The organism is Brevibacillus sp. JNUCC-41 (assembly GCF_014844095.1).
Taxonomy (GTDB): domain Bacteria; phylum Bacillota; class Bacilli; order Bacillales; family DSM-1321; genus Peribacillus; species Peribacillus aracenensis.
Map to the genome: position 1 here is coordinate 835,611 of NZ_CP062163.1, position 17,633 is coordinate 853,243.

The 17,633-nt window shown below is 45.5% G+C and carries 14 protein-coding genes; 6 read left to right on the forward strand and 8 right to left on the reverse strand.

Translation table 11 applies throughout. From position 1 onward, the window contains the following. Nucleotides 1–42 precede the first annotated feature (42 nt). The 8 genes from JNUCC41_RS04130 to JNUCC41_RS04165 all read right to left on the reverse strand — a co-directional run bounded on the left by JNUCC41_RS04130 (nucleotide 43) and on the right by JNUCC41_RS04165 (nucleotide 12,010). On the reverse strand, nucleotides 43–1,338 hold the full coding sequence (locus JNUCC41_RS04130) for a uracil/xanthine transporter (protein ID WP_192206503.1): 1,296 nt from the start codon (nucleotides 1,336–1,338) through the stop codon (nucleotides 43–45). A 406-nt stretch (nucleotides 1,339–1,744) separates the two neighbouring features. Next, entirely contained in the window at nucleotides 1,745–2,992 is a 1,248-nt protein-coding gene (locus JNUCC41_RS04135) for an amidohydrolase (protein WP_192206504.1), read from the reverse strand. A 28-nt stretch (nucleotides 2,993–3,020) separates the two neighbouring features. Next, on the reverse strand, nucleotides 3,021–4,271 hold the full coding sequence (locus JNUCC41_RS04140) for an amidohydrolase (RefSeq protein ID WP_192206505.1): 1,251 nt from the start codon (nucleotides 4,269–4,271) through the stop codon (nucleotides 3,021–3,023). A 24-nt stretch (nucleotides 4,272–4,295) separates the two neighbouring features. Further along, complete coding sequence (locus JNUCC41_RS04145; RefSeq protein WP_192206506.1) at nucleotides 4,296–5,543, reverse strand: amidohydrolase family protein; 1,248 nt, start codon at nucleotides 5,541–5,543, stop codon at nucleotides 4,296–4,298. Nucleotides 5,544–5,711: 168 nt separating this feature from the next. Continuing rightward, nucleotides 5,712–7,277 carry a glutathione ABC transporter substrate-binding protein gene (locus tag JNUCC41_RS04150; protein WP_192206507.1) on the reverse strand — a complete coding sequence of 522 codons (1,566 nt, stop codon included), beginning with the start codon at nucleotides 7,275–7,277 and terminating at the stop codon, nucleotides 5,712–5,714. Nucleotides 7,278–7,377: 100 nt separating this feature from the next. Continuing rightward, nucleotides 7,378–8,877: a chlorohydrolase family protein gene (locus tag JNUCC41_RS04155; protein WP_192206508.1), complete on the reverse strand. Its 1,500-nt coding sequence runs from the start codon at nucleotides 8,875–8,877 to the stop codon at nucleotides 7,378–7,380. Nucleotide 8,878: 1 nt separating this feature from the next. Beyond that, complete coding sequence (locus JNUCC41_RS04160) at nucleotides 8,879–10,387, reverse strand: amidohydrolase family protein (RefSeq protein ID WP_192206509.1); 1,509 nt, start codon at nucleotides 10,385–10,387, stop codon at nucleotides 8,879–8,881. A 66-nt stretch (nucleotides 10,388–10,453) separates the two neighbouring features. Next, nucleotides 10,454–12,010, reverse strand: a complete 1,557-nt coding sequence (locus tag JNUCC41_RS04165; RefSeq protein WP_192206510.1) for a glutathione ABC transporter substrate-binding protein — start codon at nucleotides 12,008–12,010, stop codon at nucleotides 10,454–10,456. Nucleotides 12,011–12,219: 209 nt separating this feature from the next. Here JNUCC41_RS04165 and nikC point away from each other — a divergent pair, with 209 nt between their 5' ends. From nikC to JNUCC41_RS04195, 6 genes are all read left to right on the forward strand, one after another. Further along, complete coding sequence (gene nikC, locus JNUCC41_RS04170) at nucleotides 12,220–13,122, forward strand: nickel transporter permease (RefSeq protein ID WP_192206511.1); 903 nt, start codon at nucleotides 12,220–12,222, stop codon at nucleotides 13,120–13,122. Between the two features lie 12 nt (nucleotides 13,123–13,134). After that, nucleotides 13,135–14,055, forward strand: a complete 921-nt coding sequence (gene nikB / locus JNUCC41_RS04175) for a nickel ABC transporter permease (protein WP_192206512.1) — start codon at nucleotides 13,135–13,137, stop codon at nucleotides 14,053–14,055. A 12-nt stretch (nucleotides 14,056–14,067) separates the two neighbouring features. After that, entirely contained in the window at nucleotides 14,068–15,090 is a 1,023-nt protein-coding gene (locus JNUCC41_RS04180) for an ABC transporter ATP-binding protein (RefSeq protein ID WP_430624074.1), read from the forward strand. After that, the gene (locus tag JNUCC41_RS04185) at nucleotides 15,090–16,079 is read left to right on the forward strand and encodes an ABC transporter ATP-binding protein (RefSeq protein WP_286182356.1); all 990 of its coding nucleotides are present in this window, start codon (nucleotides 15,090–15,092) and stop codon (nucleotides 16,077–16,079) included. The genes JNUCC41_RS04180 and JNUCC41_RS04185 overlap by 1 nt, the downstream gene beginning before the upstream one ends. 88 nt (nucleotides 16,080–16,167) lie before the next feature. Then, nucleotides 16,168–16,935, forward strand: coding sequence for a sensor histidine kinase (locus JNUCC41_RS04190; RefSeq protein ID WP_192206514.1), 768 nt, complete (start codon nucleotides 16,168–16,170; stop codon nucleotides 16,933–16,935). Then, nucleotides 16,932–17,630, forward strand: a complete 699-nt coding sequence (locus JNUCC41_RS04195) for a response regulator transcription factor (RefSeq protein WP_192206515.1) — start codon at nucleotides 16,932–16,934, stop codon at nucleotides 17,628–17,630. The genes JNUCC41_RS04190 and JNUCC41_RS04195 overlap by 4 nt, the downstream gene beginning before the upstream one ends. Nucleotides 17,631–17,633 lie beyond the last annotated feature (3 nt).

The following is a 17,633-nucleotide window of genomic DNA, read 5'->3' on the forward strand; positions in this document are numbered from 1 at the left end:
TATTTCAATCTTTTATGTATAGCCATTACTTTCGAAGTCATCTTAGTTCTGCAGCTGTTCATAACGATTCCAGTTCACCGATTTTTCCAGCACGATTGATATCAATACGCCCATTATGAGCCCATTCGTCAAAAATGGCTGTAAAAGCGTGGGAACATTCGAAAATGCATTTGGCAGGATGTTCATCAAGCTCACTCCAATCAATACTGGTACGGCAAGCCTGAATATCGTGTCTGAAGTGAAATGCTGGCCCTTGACGCTATTGAAAGCCGTACCGAACAGCTGAAGGTAAGCAACGAACAATACTGCATTCCCGACTGTTATCGGCATGGTGGCCAGGAAAGCGATGAAAGGAGGAATGAGCCCAATTATGGTCAATAACATGCCTCCAAGCAAGAAAGGCCTCCGCTCATAGATTTGAGTGCTCTGCAAAAATCCGATGGATGAAGTAAAAGGTGTATACGGAACAAGTCCAAGCAACGGAGCGAAAATGGTAAAACCGCCAGTCATGAATAAAGAATTTCGATACTGCTTGTGTTCAGCTTCATCACCGATTAATTCCGATGCGGCTTGAATGGAAGCGAACGTGTTACACAAATTCAGTAATCCTGCAAAAAAGGAAATCGCTATGATCCCGAATTCCAGGTTTGGAGCACCTAATGGGAAAAATGAAAAAGCGGCACCCGTCGATCCCATTTCTCCCCCCGCCTCCGGAAATAGCAGCTCGTAAAAAATCCATCCCACCATAATCCCGATCAATATGGAGAAATTGCTTATGGTCCTTGGTCCTTTTATCTTTAATATACTTACTAAAAGTACAATCCCCACTGATAGGAAACTGACCGGGATGTTAATTTCCCCATTCTCCGTAATCCCCAGCATCCCCTTGAAAAAGACAAAGATGAGCTGGAACGTCAGAAGGAATAAATAAACCGTCATGACCATGGGGGTGAAAATCTTCTGGACAAAAGAAATCAGGTTGAAGGCAGCAATAATGATGGTCACGACACCAGCAGCAATGAGGCCAGTAGCAATTCCCCCTCCTATCTCAGCATAACCGAGCCCTATGGATGGTGCTGATAACCCTAAATTCAGCATCACTCCCCACAATAGACCGGAGTGACCTTCCATAAGTGGATACTTATGCCCCTTCCACCCCTGAAACACACAAGCGATACCGGTGAAAATGAGCGAGCTTCTCATGGTCATTTCCGTAACATCGGGAGGAAGATCAAAAGCTGCGCCAATCGATATGGGCACTACTACCGTATTTGCAAAAATAAAAAACAACCATTGAAAAGAAGAAAATAGAGTCACAGAAGAACTCCAACTTTTCATAGATTCCATCTCCTTTGAACATGATACTTTTGAAGCTCATGGTGAATTTCAATTGCCCTTCCATTAAAAAAGGCGATAAGACAGCACCATGCTAATAAACGCGGTCCCCGGACGGGGCATGCGATATGATAACGTTACCATTAATAGTAACAAAGACTGCGGCTCCCAGCTAATTTGTTGGCTTGACTAAGGCTGCAAGGCAAATGGACAGGGATAAGCGAGTCTGCTTAAAATATATTTGTGAATAACGACAATGACACGGAACGGAGTCCTTAACCAATATAGAAAAAAATCACTTCCACAGCATATAACATAAGTAAGTAAAAGTACATGGAAGCGGAAGCCGTTCCATAACAAAATGAAAAAGGAAATCCGGAAGTATCCGGAAATCCTTTTTGGTTTAGTCTTACCGTTCAATTGACTGCTTTTGTTTAGACAGTGAACCGGAAACCAAGTTTCCTTTGTAAATGACTGCTTTACGTTCAGAACGCCTGGCAACTGCCTCTGCAGAACAGCTTGCGTCAATTAACACCAGACTTGCGGCATCTCCCGCTTTCGGCCATACCTGGTTACCCTTTTCGTCCAATGGGGTCTTTCCGCCGGTTATATACCCGAGTGTCCGGGAAAGTGAAACTTCATCGATCCATTTGAAACGTTCTGCGAGCCTTCCTGCTCTCTCCAAGATGTCACCATTCCCAAGAGGGGACCATACATCAAAGATATTATCATTTCCTACTGATACTTCAACCCCTCTTTCATGTAATAAATCAACAGGGGGCATCTGCCTGTTAATAGGGACACTGGTGACAATGGAAATCCCCGCAGCCCTAAGAATGTCAGCCAAATCATAGGCTTCTTCCTTGGATACGTCCCCGATACCGAAAGCATGGCTTACTGCTACCCTGCCTTCCCAGCCCGCCTGTTTGGTCAGAGCTGCCAAGCGTTTCATGGTGAACGTGCCCAGATGGCCTGGATCATGCAAATGCAAGTCCACATCAGCGTTCGCTTCCACTGCTAAATCCATCAATTGAACCAGCGATGCTTCAATATTGTTATCGACTGTTGCTGGATCGACCGCCCCGACGATTCCTGCCCCGTTTCGCAATGCCTCCCTGACAAGTTGGACTGAACCGGACCGCAACAATCCGTGCTGCGCAAATGCGACTATTTCTGAACTGATTCTATTAGAATAGCCAGCAAGCGCCTGCTGCACTTGCTCTAAGTTTTGCAATCCCACTTCAGGATAAATATCAACATGGGTCCGTATATGTGCAGAGCCGGAAGCTAAAAGGATTTCCAGTAAAGATTCTGCACGTTTACATGTGCTTGTTGCAACGGAAGGCAGAACCCGCTTCTCATTTTCAAAGCGTTCAATGACACTTGAAGAAGGAGTGCACGCTCTCCAAACATCCCCCATCAGTGTCTTATCAAGATGAACATGCTTTTCGATGAAGGATGGTAACGCCAGCAGCCCTTTTGCATCCTCCACCGCTAAATCATCATGTATGGCTTCCCCATCTTTGACAATCTTCGCAATCCTTCCATCCTCCATCAACAGATGAAATAGCCCGGTCATCGTTCCTGTAACTCTTTCATTCTCTTTCTTGAAACCACATTCCAAACGAACATTCTTTAACCAATAGATTGTATTCATGATCTTCATCCCTTCTTGAAATAGACCTTCAATTCGACTTCAAGGCAGATTCGCGATCGAGTCCGCCGTAAACCAGATTTCCATTGACCATAACCGCAGCACGCTTCGATCTCCTGGCAACTGCCTCGGCAGAACAAGATGCATCCACAAAAACCATACTAGCGTCATTTCCCACATTCGGCCATAAACGATTTCCTTCAGGGTCCAGTGTCTTGATCCCTCCCGTAATGAATTGGAGCGATTGGGACAATGCATACTCTTCCTTCCAGTTGTACCTCTCGGCCAATCTGCCTGCCTTTTCCAGCATATCCCCTGTGCCAAACGGGGACCAGGAGTCATAAAAGCCATCGCATCCGAGGGCAACATGGACACCTTTTTCATGCAGTGAATCAATCGGGGGAATGACCCTGTTGATCGGAACTGTAGACATGATGGATACCCCCAGTTTTGATAATTCACTGGCCAGTTCATTTGATTCTCCTATTGAAACATCACCAAGTGCAAAAGCATGACTGATGGCCGCTCTATTTTTCCACCCTGCTTCATCGATCAAAGAAGCGAGTTTCTTGATCGTATATAAACCTAGATGACCGGGATCATGAATATGAATATCAATGTCCGCATCAAATTCAACGGCCAAATCGACCATTTCATATAGGGAAGCTTCTATATTATTATCCACGCCGCCAGGATCCAGGCCGCCCACCAAAGACGCCCCTTCTTTCATCGCTTGTCTCATCAACCCTTTTGAATTCGTTCTTAGCAGTCCATGCTGAGGTAAAGCCACGATCTCGTATGTCATTTTCCCTTTGAAACGATATAATGCACTTTGAATCTCTTCCAAGTTCTTCATACCGATGTATGGATCGATGTTAACATGCGTCCTTACATGCGTCGCCCCGCCGCTTAACAATAGTTGAAGCATCCGTTCAGCCCGGAGCCGACCGGTTTCAGCCAGTTCAGCAAGCTCTTTTGCTTCTAACTTTAAGCGTTCAATTAAATTCGGAACCGGAATGCATGATTTCCATGGCAGTCCTAAATAAGTCTTGTCAAGATGATTATGCATCTCCTTGAAAGAAGGAAGTGCAAGCAGCTTTCCCGCGTCGTGAACAGGATCATCCGTTTTCAAAGGCATACTTGAAGCCAATTGCAATTCCATTATGACCCCATTTTTTATATACATGTTATATGCAGCTGTCTTCGTCCGGTCAATCCGTCCATTCTCAAAAACAAATCCACTATCAAGTGTAACGTTTGTAAGCCAGTATGCTTCATTCATCAAATCACTCTCTTTAATAGAAGATTAAACACCTGTCGTCTCGAAAGATGAAATAGATCCGCTAACAACCTTGCCTCTGAAGATGACAGCGGCACGCTTTGCCCTTCTAGCCACCGCTTCCGCAGAACAGCTGGCTTCAAGCAACACGATATTCGCCTCATCCCCGACATTAGGCCACGCCTTGATCCCGTCCTGGTTTAATGGGGTCTTCCCTCCTGTTATGAATTGCAGGCTTTGCGCTAAGGAACGTTCTTCAATCATGCGAAACCTCTCGGCAAGGCGACCGGCCTTTTCCAGATTGTCCCCGATGCCAAAGGGTGTCCAATGATCAGTGAGGCTGTCATTACCCAATTCGACTTTCACCCCTTTTTCATGAAGAAGGGGGATGGGAATCGTTCTGAAGATCGGCACTGTGGATGTAATCGATATTCCTGTTTCCGAAAACCTTTCGGCTATGCCCGTTGCCTCCGGGACTGAAAGATCTGCCAACCCGCTTGCGTGGCTAACCGTGACCCTTCCTTGCCAGCCTGCATCTTCCGTCAGTGAAGCGAGGCGCTGCATGGTGAAGAGTCCAAGGTGATCCGGATCATGTAAATGGACATCGATATCGGAATTGTGTTCGACCGCGATATCCATGATTGTTTCAAGTGATCGCTCTATGTTTTCATCAATGGTGGCGGGATCGACGCCGCCTACCAGATTCGCGCCATTCTTCATGGCCTCCCTTATCAAACCGACGGAATTGCTGCGTAATAGTCCATGCTGTGGGAATGCGACGATTTCATACGTCAATTTATCCTTATATCCTTCCAGTGCCTGAATGGTGGCCTCCAAGTTTTTCAGACCAATGACGGGGTCAATGTTGCAATGTGTGCGTATATGGGTAGAGCCGAAGTCCAATAATAAATCCAGCATTTTTTCCGCTCTTGCTTTAGCGGTAGGCAATAATTCCGGCAGTAGGGCCTGCTCTTCTTCTATCCGGGTTTTCACGCCATTAATGGCAGGCATGCAAGCCTTCCACGGACCGCCATAGTAGGTTTTATCAATGTGGATATGCATTTCCTTAAACGAGGGGACCATCAGGAGACCGCGAACATCATGCTGTGGGTCCTGATCCGTTATCGATTCCTTTGCCAATAGAATCGAGGATATTTTTCCATTTTCAATCTTGATGTGGTAATTTCCGGTTTCAGTGCCGGTGATCGTTTCATTTTCATTATAAGTAAACCCATTTTCCAAGCGTACATTCGTCAGCCAATACGATTGAGACATTAAACTCACCCTTCCACTCCAGATTGAATATGCATCACTTTCATTATAGTTCTAAAAATCAACAAATCATTTCAGAATTTTTACTCGTTTTTATGTTATTTTTACTTATTGCGCCAAAGAAAGAGATTCACCCTAAAATGGATGAACCCCTTTCGTCTTATCTCCCCATCACTTTACCGTTACGTCATTTATCTCCAGATAGCCTGAAGGGCTGATTGAAAATCCTTTTACTTCTTTAGCGACTGCAGCAACATTTTCTATGACCCTTACAGGAATATACGGGGTGTCACCCATCTCGATTTCTTGTGCCTCTGCGTATAGTTCTTTGCGTTTCCCTTCTTCTTTTTCCTTCCTGGCGGCATCTATTAAACGATCAACCTTTTGATTGCTGTAAAAGAATGTATTTCCTGCCGCTCCTTGTGATTCCGTATGGAATAGATTATATTGATTATAATCGGCATCCCCTGTCGCGTTTCTCCAACTGATGATGAACATTTCCGATTGCCCTTTATTCACTTGTTCCACGAACGAACCGTACTCCATCACCTGTACCTTCAAATTAATCCCGATACCTTTTAGTTGGGATTGCAGGACCTCGGCCAAATTAACTCTTTCTTTACTGTCCATTGTCAGGATGGTTGCATCCAAGCCGTCTGAATATCCAGCTTCAGCCATCAGTTTCTTCGCTTCCTTCAGGTTGTAATCATAGGCTTCGAGGTCTTCGTTGTAACCAAATACTTTAGATCCCATCAAGGAGTTCGCCTTCACCCCCACATTATTAAAGACGCCCTTGATGATCGAGTCCATTTCAATGGCATGGGCGATGGCCTTACGGACCCTTACATCATTGAACGGTTCTTTATTGACATTGAACCCTAAATATTCGGTACCATACCCTTCACTGCGGTAAACATCCATTGCCGGGGAAGATTCAACCTGGTCCATGACAGCTACAGGAAGAGGCTCTGCGATTTGCGCTTCACCGGTTTCAATCATCGATATCCTCGTGGAGTCTTCAGGGACGACCTTGAAGATGACCTTGTCCACTTTTGGCTCGTCTCCCCAATAGCTGTCGTTTTTCGTCAATGTGATTTCCTGTCCTGGGGACCATGAATCAAAAACGAAAGGACCGGTTCCATTCGGTTCCTGGATGATCTTTTTTCCATACTTTTCAATCGTTTTCGGACTGATGATTCCGCCTTCGTGATTCGCCAATATGGAAAGGAGAGGGGAAAATGGTTCCTTTAAAATGAATTGCACGGTAAATTCATCAACCGGTTTCACCTCTTTTACCATTTCGAACACGACTGCCCTCGGAGAAGCGACCAACGGATCTAATAGTCGATCAAACGTCTTTTTTACTGCGTCTGCATTAAATGGCGTGCCATCATGAAACTTTACATCTTCCCTAAGCTTGAATTCCCAGGTCGTGTCATCTATTTGCTTCCATTTTTCTGCTAGCATTGGCTGTATCTCACTATTCTCATCCCGTTGTACAAGACCTTCATAAACTTTATGGTGAGTGACGCTAGCGGCGTTAATCGTGGACATGAACTGCTGATCCAAATTCTCAGCGTCGGATAAGCGGGCAATGACCAATGTCCCCCCTTCTTTTGATGCCCGGTTCGGATCACTTGCCGTTGTGTTTACGTCATTGTTAGAAGAACAGCCCGTAATGATGATAGCCATGATCATGACTAGAAAAACCTTACCTGTCCCACGTTTTAACCCCATGGTCTTCTGCCTCCCAATTTCATTTTTTGAACATTTATCTAATTATATGAAATATTCTGACTATTTTTTTCGAATATCTTTACTATGTTTTTCATTTTCTTTACTTGTTATCAAGAATTGCTTCCGTCTCGCTTATCGATTCCACGACCTTGAATGATGGCTTAAACAATTCTTTCTCGGCAAGCTCCTGATAATCCCTTTCCATATATCCTCTTCTCATCTTCTTAAAATATTGTTGTCCCTTATATCTGATTTCCGTTAAATCCAGATTGGGGATCATTTGATCCTTCATGACTACTTTTCCATTTATGATCGATAATTTAACGTCCCGCCCAGACCCGCTTAGGAACATGGTTCGAATGGGATCATCGATCACACCCATATGAAAACCGTCCAAGTCAATCGCGATGATATCCGCCTTGGCCCCCGCAGCGATGCGTCCTAAATCGTTCCTGCCAAGAAAAGCGGCCGCATCAAGTGTGGCTGACCGAAAGAAGTCGGCATAGACAGAGCCTTCCGTATCTCCTTCCACCATCCGTGAGAGCATGCTGCCTGCCCTGACGTTCTGGAACATATCCGGAGGGAATGTGTCCGTTCCAAGGGCGATATTGATCCCAGCCCGTTTATATTCAGCGAAAGATTCCAGCGCCTCCCCATGCCTCCCGATGATCAGGGGGCAATGAATCACCGTTGTATTCGTTTCAGCAAGCAGCGCCAAGTCATCACCCTGTCCATATTTCGCTTTACTATATCCTGAAACAAAGTGGGCATGCGGGATTCCTGTTCTTGGTCCGAGAAAGCCAAGGTCGTACAAATATCTGATCGGTGTAGCTTGATGGGCATTCCAGATGGTGTTAAATTCAAAACTTCCTTGTGCAGCATGCAGCTTTATGGGTACGTCCAATTTTCCGCTGTAATATTTAATCTGTTTTAATTGATCTGCCGTTTGGGATTCTATGCGTTCTGGGGCAAGCATCCCTCTGACCATGCCTTCATAAGCTCCATCGAATTTTCCCACAAACTCGACCGCTTTCCGTAATCCCGCTTCCCCGGCTTTTTCATCCCAATGCAGTTTGATATTCCCGTCAGGCTGGACGACTCTCATTCCTGATTGGAAACTCGGGCCAAGGTAAATCCTTAATCCCAATCCAGCTGCATGTTCTGCCGCAGCTGCCAATTCATCATAGGTTTCAGCCCAGTTTTTATAAAAAACGGAAGTAATGGGCATCGCCGTCGTCACGCCATGAAGGATGAGTTGTGAATAAGCATAGAGTGATTTAAAAGCTTCTTCTTCCCCGGTCATTAATTCAGGATGTCCGCTTTTTATATGTTTCTCCGACCAGAGAAGGTTTTTCTGTCTGTCGGCACCGGCTTCAAAATGTAAAATATCATGGTCAATGTCCCCTAATGCATTTAAATCTATGAATCCGGGACTGATAATGGCGTTACCGGCATCCATTACCTCGTCCACTTCTCCTGGATAATTTTTTCCGACATACAGAATCGTGTCTTTTTCATAAACGATTTCCGCGTTTTCCAAAATGACATGATCGCATCCATCATACCCAATTACATATCTTCCTTTAAGCTTGGTTTTCATCTTATTCCCCTTTCACCATCGCGGCAGCATCTTCTCTTTCGTCATATCGCCTTTCATCTACATATGCCCTGGCATGGCCCCAAAAATATTTCGTCGGTTGCATATACTTTTCGAGCCCCGCACGCTTTATCGTTGAAAAGGCCTCCTCATTCGCTTCATCAAGCACTGTACTTTCATGGACCGTCCGTACATTCCTCCCTTCCATGATCAATTTCCCATCCACGATGACATGCTCCACATCATTCGCCACTGCTTGAAATACAAGCCGGTGAACATGCATGAATTCAGGTGTCAGGTGAGGCTGATGCAGATTGACCGTAATGACATCCGCTTTTTTCCCGACCTCAAGGGAGCCTATTTCATCATCCCAGCCAATGCATTTCGCGGCATCTATCGTGATCATTTCCAACAGCTTGCCTGGCGGTAAATAATAGTAGTCCCTAAGTGCTGCCTGGTGAACGAACTGTGTTTTCCTCATTGCCTGAAACATATCGAAACTTGTGGAAGGGGAAGTCCCATCCGTGGAGATTGCCACAGTTGCACCCATCTCCAATAATTCAGTTATCGGGGTACGGGCATGAACCTGGCCAAATCCAGGTGATGCACTGACGTTGGTACCTGTTTCTGCCAGTATTCTTGCCTCATCGAAGGAAATGCCCCGACAGTGCTGTAAATGGACATCCGGACCCAATAGGGCATTTTCCTTATCCTGTATCGCTAAATGAATCATCCCGCCAAAGGCATCAGAGTGAATGCGTGTATTATATTTCCTGGCAATCGCCCTAATTTTCTTCGCTTGATAAAGGTCATGACCATTCAGCCCATAAAGTCTGTCAGGAGATGTGGGATTGGAGGGATCCACGGATGTCACGATGACAAATGGCGTAATGAACGCTTTGGTGCGGCCTTCATTCGCATGGTTCAGCGCCTCGATTACAGCTTCCGCCCCCTGTAGCACCTCTTCATAGGTAACTTCCTTCACCACCCTCTTTCCGTCAATCCACCGGCTGAATGAATGGGGCCATGGAGGGTTACAAGGCCCTGTGCATACCACTTCCCTGATCCCCACTTCGGCGTATGCTTTTGCATGATTGATGGCAAAAATCGGTTCATCGGACCGCGGCATGGATCCTAACACGCTCACCCCGGTTGTCACGCCCGCCTTTAATCTCTCAAGTGAGGATAGCTTTCCTTCGTAATACCAAAAGTCATCTGTAACAAAATGCTTGTACGCATTCGTCATGATGGGCATCCAAAAATCAATATTTTCCATTGCGATCGTTTTGAACATGGAATGCCCCCCATGCCCATGAACATCTATCAATCCCGGCAATATGCATTGATGGCTGCAATCGATGACTTTTACAGCCTCATACTGCAATTTCAGTTTTTCGCTTGAATCAACGGCTAAAATCCTTCCTTGATGTATGGCGACGGCGCCATCAGGCAGAATTCTCCTGTTTTGATCCATGGTTATCACGGTCCCATGGATTAGCAATAAATCGATCATATTTTCCCCTCCTAATTGAGAAGACAGCATAACATCCTTATGCTGCCTTCCTTTTGTGATGAATGCCTACTTCACGGTTACGTCATCAAGCATTAAATAATTTGCCGGATTCAGCCAAAGCCCTTTAACCGTTTCGCCATATACGGCCAAGTGTTCATAGTTACGGATCGGAACATATGGAACTTCTTCCCTTTCAATTGCTTGTGCCTTGGAATATAGTTCCTTACGTTTATCGCCATCCGATTCTTTACGTGCATTTTCAATCAATTCATCCACTTCCGGGTTGCTGTAGAATGCACTATTTCCCGCAGCACCTTGGGATTTGCTATTGAAAAGATTGAATTGATTATAATCTCCATCGCCAGTGGCATTGCCCCAGCCGCCTATCGCTACCTGGTGCTCGCCCTTGGCTGTGGCGTCAATGTAAGCCCCATACTCAAGGACTTGAATCTTGACCTTGATTCCGATTCCTTTTAACTGGGATTGAATCACCTCGGCCATATTGATCCTTTCCTTACGATCACTCGTCGTCAGTGTAAACTCCAAACCATCCTTGACACCCGCTTCAGTCAAGAGCTTCTTCGATTCATTAATATCATAGTCGTAGCCTTTTATATCCGGATCATATCCAAACACCTTTGGGCTCATTGTCGAATTTGCCCTCGTACCGATGTCGTTATAAACCCCTTTGATAATGGAATCCACCTCGATGGCATGAGCGACCGCCTTGCGGACCCGCACATCATCAAAAGGTTTTTTCTTAACATTGAAGCTTAAGTATTCAACGGCAAGTCCCTCCGTGCGATATAAATCCATCGTGCCCGAAGCTTCGATCCTATCAATCTCCGTCACCGGCACTTGATCTGTCACATGTGCTTCACCCGTTTCAATCATCGCGATCCTCGTGGCATCTTCAGGAACAACCTTGAATACCACTCCATCGATCTTAGGCTTATCCCCCCAGTAATCCTTGTTTTTCGAAAGTGTGATTTCTTCACCAGGCTTCCACGATTTAAACACGAATGGCCCTGTCCCAACGGGGTTTTGAGCTAATTTGTCACTATTTTCCTTAATCGCTTTAGGGCTGATGATGCTTCCTTCATTACTCACTAAAATCGATAACAGCGGAGCATAAGGATATTTCAGCTTGAATTGTACAGTCGTTTCGTCAACGACTTTAATTTCTTTGATCATTTCCAATTTACCAGCCTGCGGCGAAGCTGTTGCCGGGTCCAGTATCCTGTCGAAATTGGTTTTCACCGCTTCGGCATTGAATGGGGCCCCATCATGGAATTTGACTCCCTCCTGCAATTTGAACTCCCACGTGACATCATCCAGCTGTTTCCACTCTTTTGCGAGCAGCGGTTTAGGATTCATGTTTTTGTCAGGAACGACCAATGTTTGATAAACCTTTTCATAAATGACGTTTGCCGATGGAATGTCTGTTATGAAATGAGGGTCCAAGGTCGTCGCATCAGATAATCGCGCGACGATCAGCGTTCCTCCTTCTTTCGCTTTTTCCTCTGTTTCCTTGCTGCCGGTTTGTTCTGTTGCACACCCTGATAAAACGGATGAGATGCCTAATAAAGAGGCAAAAAGCAACCCAATCATACCTTTTCTCATTCTATTTCCTCCCTTTTCATCCTCCCTTTGTTTCTCCAAGTGACGTTCAGCTATGGGTACATCGGGCTTATGTAAATTATAAAAAAAAATGAAATTCGATATTTTCAGAATCTTTACTCTTTTTTTAATTATCTTTACTGCTTTTCCGCATCATATTTACTTCAATTCCTTTTTTGAATAAATTGAATGAAAGAAAAGGAGGAAGTCCAATGAAGCCAGAGGTCGTAATCAATCATAACGAATTGAATGTAAACGAAAGAAAATCTCCGAAACTAAGACACTGGAAAGCCTTTTATAAAAAATTCAAACGAAATAAATTGGCATTGGTAGGCGGGTACATCGTACTTTTTTATATTTTATTGGCTATCTTTGCACCTTTGATCTCACCGCAGGATCCGTATGAAATTGATCTGGTCAACAAACTCCAGCCTCCGTCAGCCGAACATTTGATGGGTACGGATGATAAGGGAAGGGATATTTTAAGCAGATTATTATATGGGACAAGGCTTTCATTAACGGTCGGGTTTGTCTCTGTATTCTTCGGGGCGTTCATTGGGATACTCCTCGGGTTAACAGCCGGTTATTACGGAAAATGGATCGATACCGTCATCATGAGGATTGTCGATGTTCTGCTGGCTTTCCCGGGAATTTTGCTTGCTCTTGCCATCATCAGTGCCCTTGGTCCAAGTTTAATCAATGTAATGGTAGCGGTCGGCGTCTTTTCCATACCGATGTTTGCCCGGATTGTACGCGGTTCCACATTGTCAGTCAGGAAGCTGGAATATATCGATGCCATTCGTGCATTGGGAGCCACTGATATCACGATCATATGCAAGCATATTTTTCCGAATATTCTATCACCCGTTATTGTTCAAGCCACATTACGTCTGGCAACGGCCATTCTATCGGCAGCCGGATTATCATTTCTGGGACTGGGAGCCCAGCCGCCCTCTCCAGAATGGGGAGCGATGCTGAGCAGCGGTCGGGATTATTTGTTCAGCGCCCCCCACATCGCTTTGTTTCCGGGGATAGCGATATCAACACTGGTACTTGGTTTCAACATCTTCGGGGATGGACTTAGAGATGCCCTGGATCCAAGAATGAAAAAATAAGGAGGAGAGAAAATGTTCGTATTTATTATCCGAAGGGTACTTCAAACCATACCGGTATTACTGGGAGTAAGTCTTGTTGTGTTCCTCATCATGCAAATGGTCCCTGGAGATCCGGCAACACTGCTTGCAGGTGAAGGAGCGACTAAAGAAACGATTGAATCGCTGCGGCATGAGCTTGGCTTGGATCGTCCAATCCTCTATCAGTACGTCGACTATATCCTTCATGCAGTTCAAGGTGACTTCGGGGAATCTCTCCGCAGCAGCCGCCCTGTTTTGGACGAAATCATGGTCCGTTTGCCCATCACCCTTGAATTGGCACTTGCCAGCATTTTCATAACCGTCGTCCTTGGAATGATTGCAGGAATCATCTCGGCCACCAAGCAATACTCGGCAGCTGACATTTCCATCATGATCGTTGCTTTACTGGGAATCTCGTTACCTAGTTTTTGGCTGGGCCTCATGCTTATCTACTTCTTTTCCGTGAACCTTCATTTGTTTCCGGTTTCAGGTTGGGGAACTTTCAGCCACATGATTCTCCCCGCCATAACCCTTGGGGCCGGCGGAGCGGCCATTGTCGCCAGGATGACCAGGTCGAGCATGCTTGAAGTCGTTCGCCAGGACTACATCCGGACCGCAAGAGCCAAGGGATTAAAGGAATATATCATCATTTATAAACATGGCCTGAAAAATGCGCTTATCCCCGTCATTACAGTCGTTGGCCTCCAGTTCGGTGCACTCCTTGGCGGCACGGTATTGACAGAGTCCGTTTTTGCCATCAATGGACTTGGGAGATTGATAGTCGATGCAATCAGAACGAGGGATTTGCCGATGGTCCAAGGCGGGGTCCTCATCGCTTCCGTTATCTTCGTATTCATGAATTTAGCAGTGGATGTCCTCTATCGATACTTTAACAAAAGAATAGACTTGAACTAAGGAGGTATGATGATGAAACAGGTTGATGATAAAATACTGGAGGTAAAAAATCTGCAAACCCACTTTTTCACTGACGAAGGAACGAGTAAAGCAGTAAATGGAATCAGTTTCTCCCTTAATAAAGGGGAAACGCTTGGAATCGTCGGGGAGTCGGGAAGTGGGAAAAGCATAACATCGCTATCATTATTAAGGCTCATTCCATCTCCGCCCGGCAAGATTGCCGGTGGCAGCATCCTTTTTAAAGGGGAGGATTTGCTTGCGAAGTCTGAAAAACAGATGCGGTCCATACGAGGCAATGAAATTTCGATGATATTTCAGGAGCCGATGACATCATTGAATCCCGTATATCCAGCGGGCGAGCAAATTGCGGAAGCGATCCGGCTCCATCAAAAGCTGGGAAAAAAGGAAGCATGGAATAAAGCGGTCGACATGCTTCGGCTCGTCGGCATCCCCTCACCCGAAAAAAGGGCAAAACAGGAGCCGCATGAGCTAAGCGGCGGAATGAGGCAAAGGGTCATGATTGCCATGGCACTTGCCTGCCACCCTGAGGTTCTAATAGCGGATGAACCTACAACAGCACTGGATGTGACGATCCAAGCCCAAATCCTTGAACTGATCAAGACGCTGCAAAAGGATTTCGGGACGGCTGTCATTTTGATCACCCATGATTTGGGTGTCGTATACGAAACCTGTGACCGGGTTGCCGTCATGTACGCAGGAAAAATCGTCGAATACACTTTGGCCAAGGAAATTTTCACAAACCCAAAACATCCATACACGATTGGCTTATTGAACTCCCTTCCGCGTCTGGACATGGACCAGGAAGAACTGGCTACAATCCCCGGGACCGTTCCAAGTCCTTACAACATGCCCAAGGGCTGCAGCTTCGCTCCCCGCTGTGCACATGCGAGGGGCATTTGTGAACAGGCCGTTCCGGATCTCCAGGCTATCGGCCCCAGCACCGAGGTCAGCTGCTGGATGTACACCCCACAATGGGAGAAGGAATATGACGCTCAAGAGAAGGTGGGAATGTAATGATGGGTGTACCAGCTGCAGAGAAAAAGGTTCTGCTTAAAGTGGATCAATTGAAACAATACTTTCCGATCAAGGGCGGTTTTTTCGGAAGGACCATCAATCATGTAAAAGCCGTTGATGACATTACCTTCGATATCCATCAGGGCGAGACCTTAAGCATAGTCGGCGAATCCGGCTGCGGAAAATCGACTACCGGAAGGGCCATCCTTCGATTGGATGAACCAACAAGCGGGAGCATTCACTTTCAGGATAAGGATTTACTGAGTTTAGGAAAAAAGGAAATGAGGCGTACCAGGAAGGATCTTCAAGTCATTTTTCAAGATCCATTCGCCTCCCTTAATCCTAGACAGACGATCGGCCAAATTCTCAGAGAAGCTTTGGCCATCCAAAATGTAGTACCTAAAGAAAACCGGAAGAGCCGGATTGAAGAATTGTTGGGACATGTCGGGCTGAGACCGGAATCCATGGAAAGATACCCGCATGAATTCAGCGGCGGCCAGAGACAGCGGGTCGGCATTGCAAGGGCTCTTGCAGTGGACCCAAAATTGATCATATGTGACGAAGCTGTATCTGCACTGGATGTCTCCATTCAAGCGCAAGTGCTGAATTTATTGAAATCCTTACAGCGCCAGTTCGACCTTACCTTCCTTTTCATCTCACATGATTTAGGCGTGGTCAGGCATATCTCGGATCGGGTAATGGTCATGTATCTTGGAAAGATAGTCGAAATAGCCGATAAAAAGTCCATTTTCGAACAGCCGCAGCATCCATATACAAGGGCATTGCTATCGGCCATCCCAGTACCCAATCCTGTGCATGAAAGAGAACGGATCCTCTTGACGGGTGACGTACCCTCACCCATCGACCCTCCAAGCGGCTGCCGCTTCCATACACGGTGCCCTTTTGTACAGGATATCTGCAAAACACAGCTGCCTGAACTAAAAAGATCGGCACAAAATCATCAAGTGGCTTGTCACATTGTGTCATAAGCTGTAGATTTCCGGAGGGGTCTTTAGTATGATACTAATAAACAGAATCATTCAAGTTATTTAAAAATATAACCAGCAGAGGTTCACCATGCTAAGTTACGAAGGATTCACATTAATTATCATGCTCTTCATTTTAGCTCCCATCATGGGGGCTATCGCTCTTTTATTTCTATTCATATTCGAGAAAAGGATCGACCTTCTTGAAAATAAAAACAAAGAGATCCGCCTGGAGCAAGCACTGCAAGAAGCACAGTATAATAAATTGAACCAGCAAATCCAGCCACACTTTTTGTTCAATACACTGAATGTCATACTGGGCTTGGCCCGCCTGAACAGGACGGCTGAATTGATACGGGCCTTAGAAGCATTTTCGCAATTCCTGAAATTCAAATATAAAGCATCAGAACCATTGATCCCCCTTTCCCAGGAAATCCAGTATACCCAGCATTATCTCGACATCCAGACCCTTCGCTTCGGTGATCGGCTCAAGATTGACATGGAGTGCCCAGAACCATTATCAATCGCACTGGTCCCCCCCTTCATCCTCCAGACATTGGTGGAGAATTCGTTTAAACACGGTTTGGAAAAAAAAGTGGGGGAAGCCCTGCTGCATATCCGGTTCCATCTGGATTCGCAGATGGTATATCTGGAAGTGGCGGATAATGGATTAATGGGAAATGAATCTTCCGTTACGGACGAAGGCGGCCATGGCCTGGATAATATCCAAAAACGTCTATATTTGTATTTTAATGACCGTGCACAATTGAATATAGCTTCTAATGAATCGGGAACTAAAGTAGAGGTATCATGGCCACTTGTTTTTGAAAAGAAATTGGAGGAGGCCGAGCCGGAATGAATGTATTATTAGTTGATGACGAACCATTGGTCCTTGAACAAATGGAATATATGATTCAGTCCATATACCCTTTTTGGACGTTTCATAAAGCTGCTGATGCCTGTCAGGCACTGACCCTCAACCAAAATCATAAAATCAACCTCGCTTTCCTGGATATTAATCTACCGGGGCGATCGGGTCTTGAATTTGGTGAAGACCTAAGGGCACTGAACAAAGAAGTCGAAATCATAATGGTGACCGCGCATCAAAGTTTCGATTATGCCCAGCAATCCATCAGGATAGGCGTGGTTGATTATTTAACGAAACCCGTCATAGAAAGTGAACTGCATAAAGTCCTGGCCAAGTATGACAAAAGGGAATCTTCTCAAAACTATTCAACCCTTATTCACCATTCACTTTCATTCATTCACGAAAATTATGCCGAAAAACTTTCACTTTCGGACATCGCTCGTGAAGTGCATACCAATCCGACTTATTTAAGCAGGAAATTCCATGAAGAAGTCGGCACTTCTTTTTCGGAATATTTAATGCACTATAGAATAAAGGCCGCTAAAAGGGCCTTAACCAATAACACCAGCTGGAGCATATCAGACGTCGCTGAAAACTCAGGTTTCAATAGCCAGCATTATTTCAGCACTTTATTCCGGAAGATAGAGGGAATCACGCCCAAGGAGTTCCGCGAGAAAGGAAAATGAACA

Excerpts from the sequence above, each read along its gene's own strand:
- JNUCC41_RS04150 (WP_192206507.1), bottom strand. The coding sequence starts at position 7,277 with ATGGGGTTAAAACGTGGGACAGGTAAGGTTTTTCTAGTCATGATCATG.
- nikC (WP_192206511.1), top strand. The coding sequence starts at position 12,220 with ATGAAGCCAGAGGTCGTAATCAATCATAACGAATTGAATGTAAACGAA.
- nikB (WP_192206512.1), top strand. The coding sequence starts at position 13,135 with ATGTTCGTATTTATTATCCGAAGGGTACTTCAAACCATACCGGTATTA.
- JNUCC41_RS04145 (WP_192206506.1), bottom strand. The coding sequence starts at position 5,543 with ATGTCTCAATCGTATTGGCTGACGAATGTACGCTTGGAAAATGGGTTT.
- JNUCC41_RS04185 (WP_286182356.1), top strand. The coding sequence starts at position 15,090 with ATGATGGGTGTACCAGCTGCAGAGAAAAAGGTTCTGCTTAAAGTGGAT.
- JNUCC41_RS04195 (WP_192206515.1), top strand. The coding sequence starts at position 16,932 with ATGAATGTATTATTAGTTGATGACGAACCATTGGTCCTTGAACAAATG.
- JNUCC41_RS04155 (WP_192206508.1), bottom strand. The coding sequence starts at position 8,877 with ATGAAAACCAAGCTTAAAGGAAGATATGTAATTGGGTATGATGGATGC.
- JNUCC41_RS04140 (WP_192206505.1), bottom strand. The coding sequence starts at position 4,271 with ATGAATGAAGCATACTGGCTTACAAACGTTACACTTGATAGTGGATTT.
- JNUCC41_RS04130 (WP_192206503.1), bottom strand. The coding sequence starts at position 1,338 with ATGAAAAGTTGGAGTTCTTCTGTGACTCTATTTTCTTCTTTTCAATGG.
- JNUCC41_RS04165 (WP_192206510.1), bottom strand. The coding sequence starts at position 12,010 with ATGAGAAAAGGTATGATTGGGTTGCTTTTTGCCTCTTTATTAGGCATC.
- JNUCC41_RS04180 (WP_430624074.1), top strand. The coding sequence starts at position 14,068 with ATGAAACAGGTTGATGATAAAATACTGGAGGTAAAAAATCTGCAAACC.
- JNUCC41_RS04135 (WP_192206504.1), bottom strand. The coding sequence starts at position 2,992 with ATGAATACAATCTATTGGTTAAAGAATGTTCGTTTGGAATGTGGTTTC.
- JNUCC41_RS04190 (WP_192206514.1), top strand. The coding sequence starts at position 16,168 with ATGCTAAGTTACGAAGGATTCACATTAATTATCATGCTCTTCATTTTA.
- JNUCC41_RS04160 (WP_192206509.1), bottom strand. The coding sequence starts at position 10,387 with ATGATCGATTTATTGCTAATCCATGGGACCGTGATAACCATGGATCAA.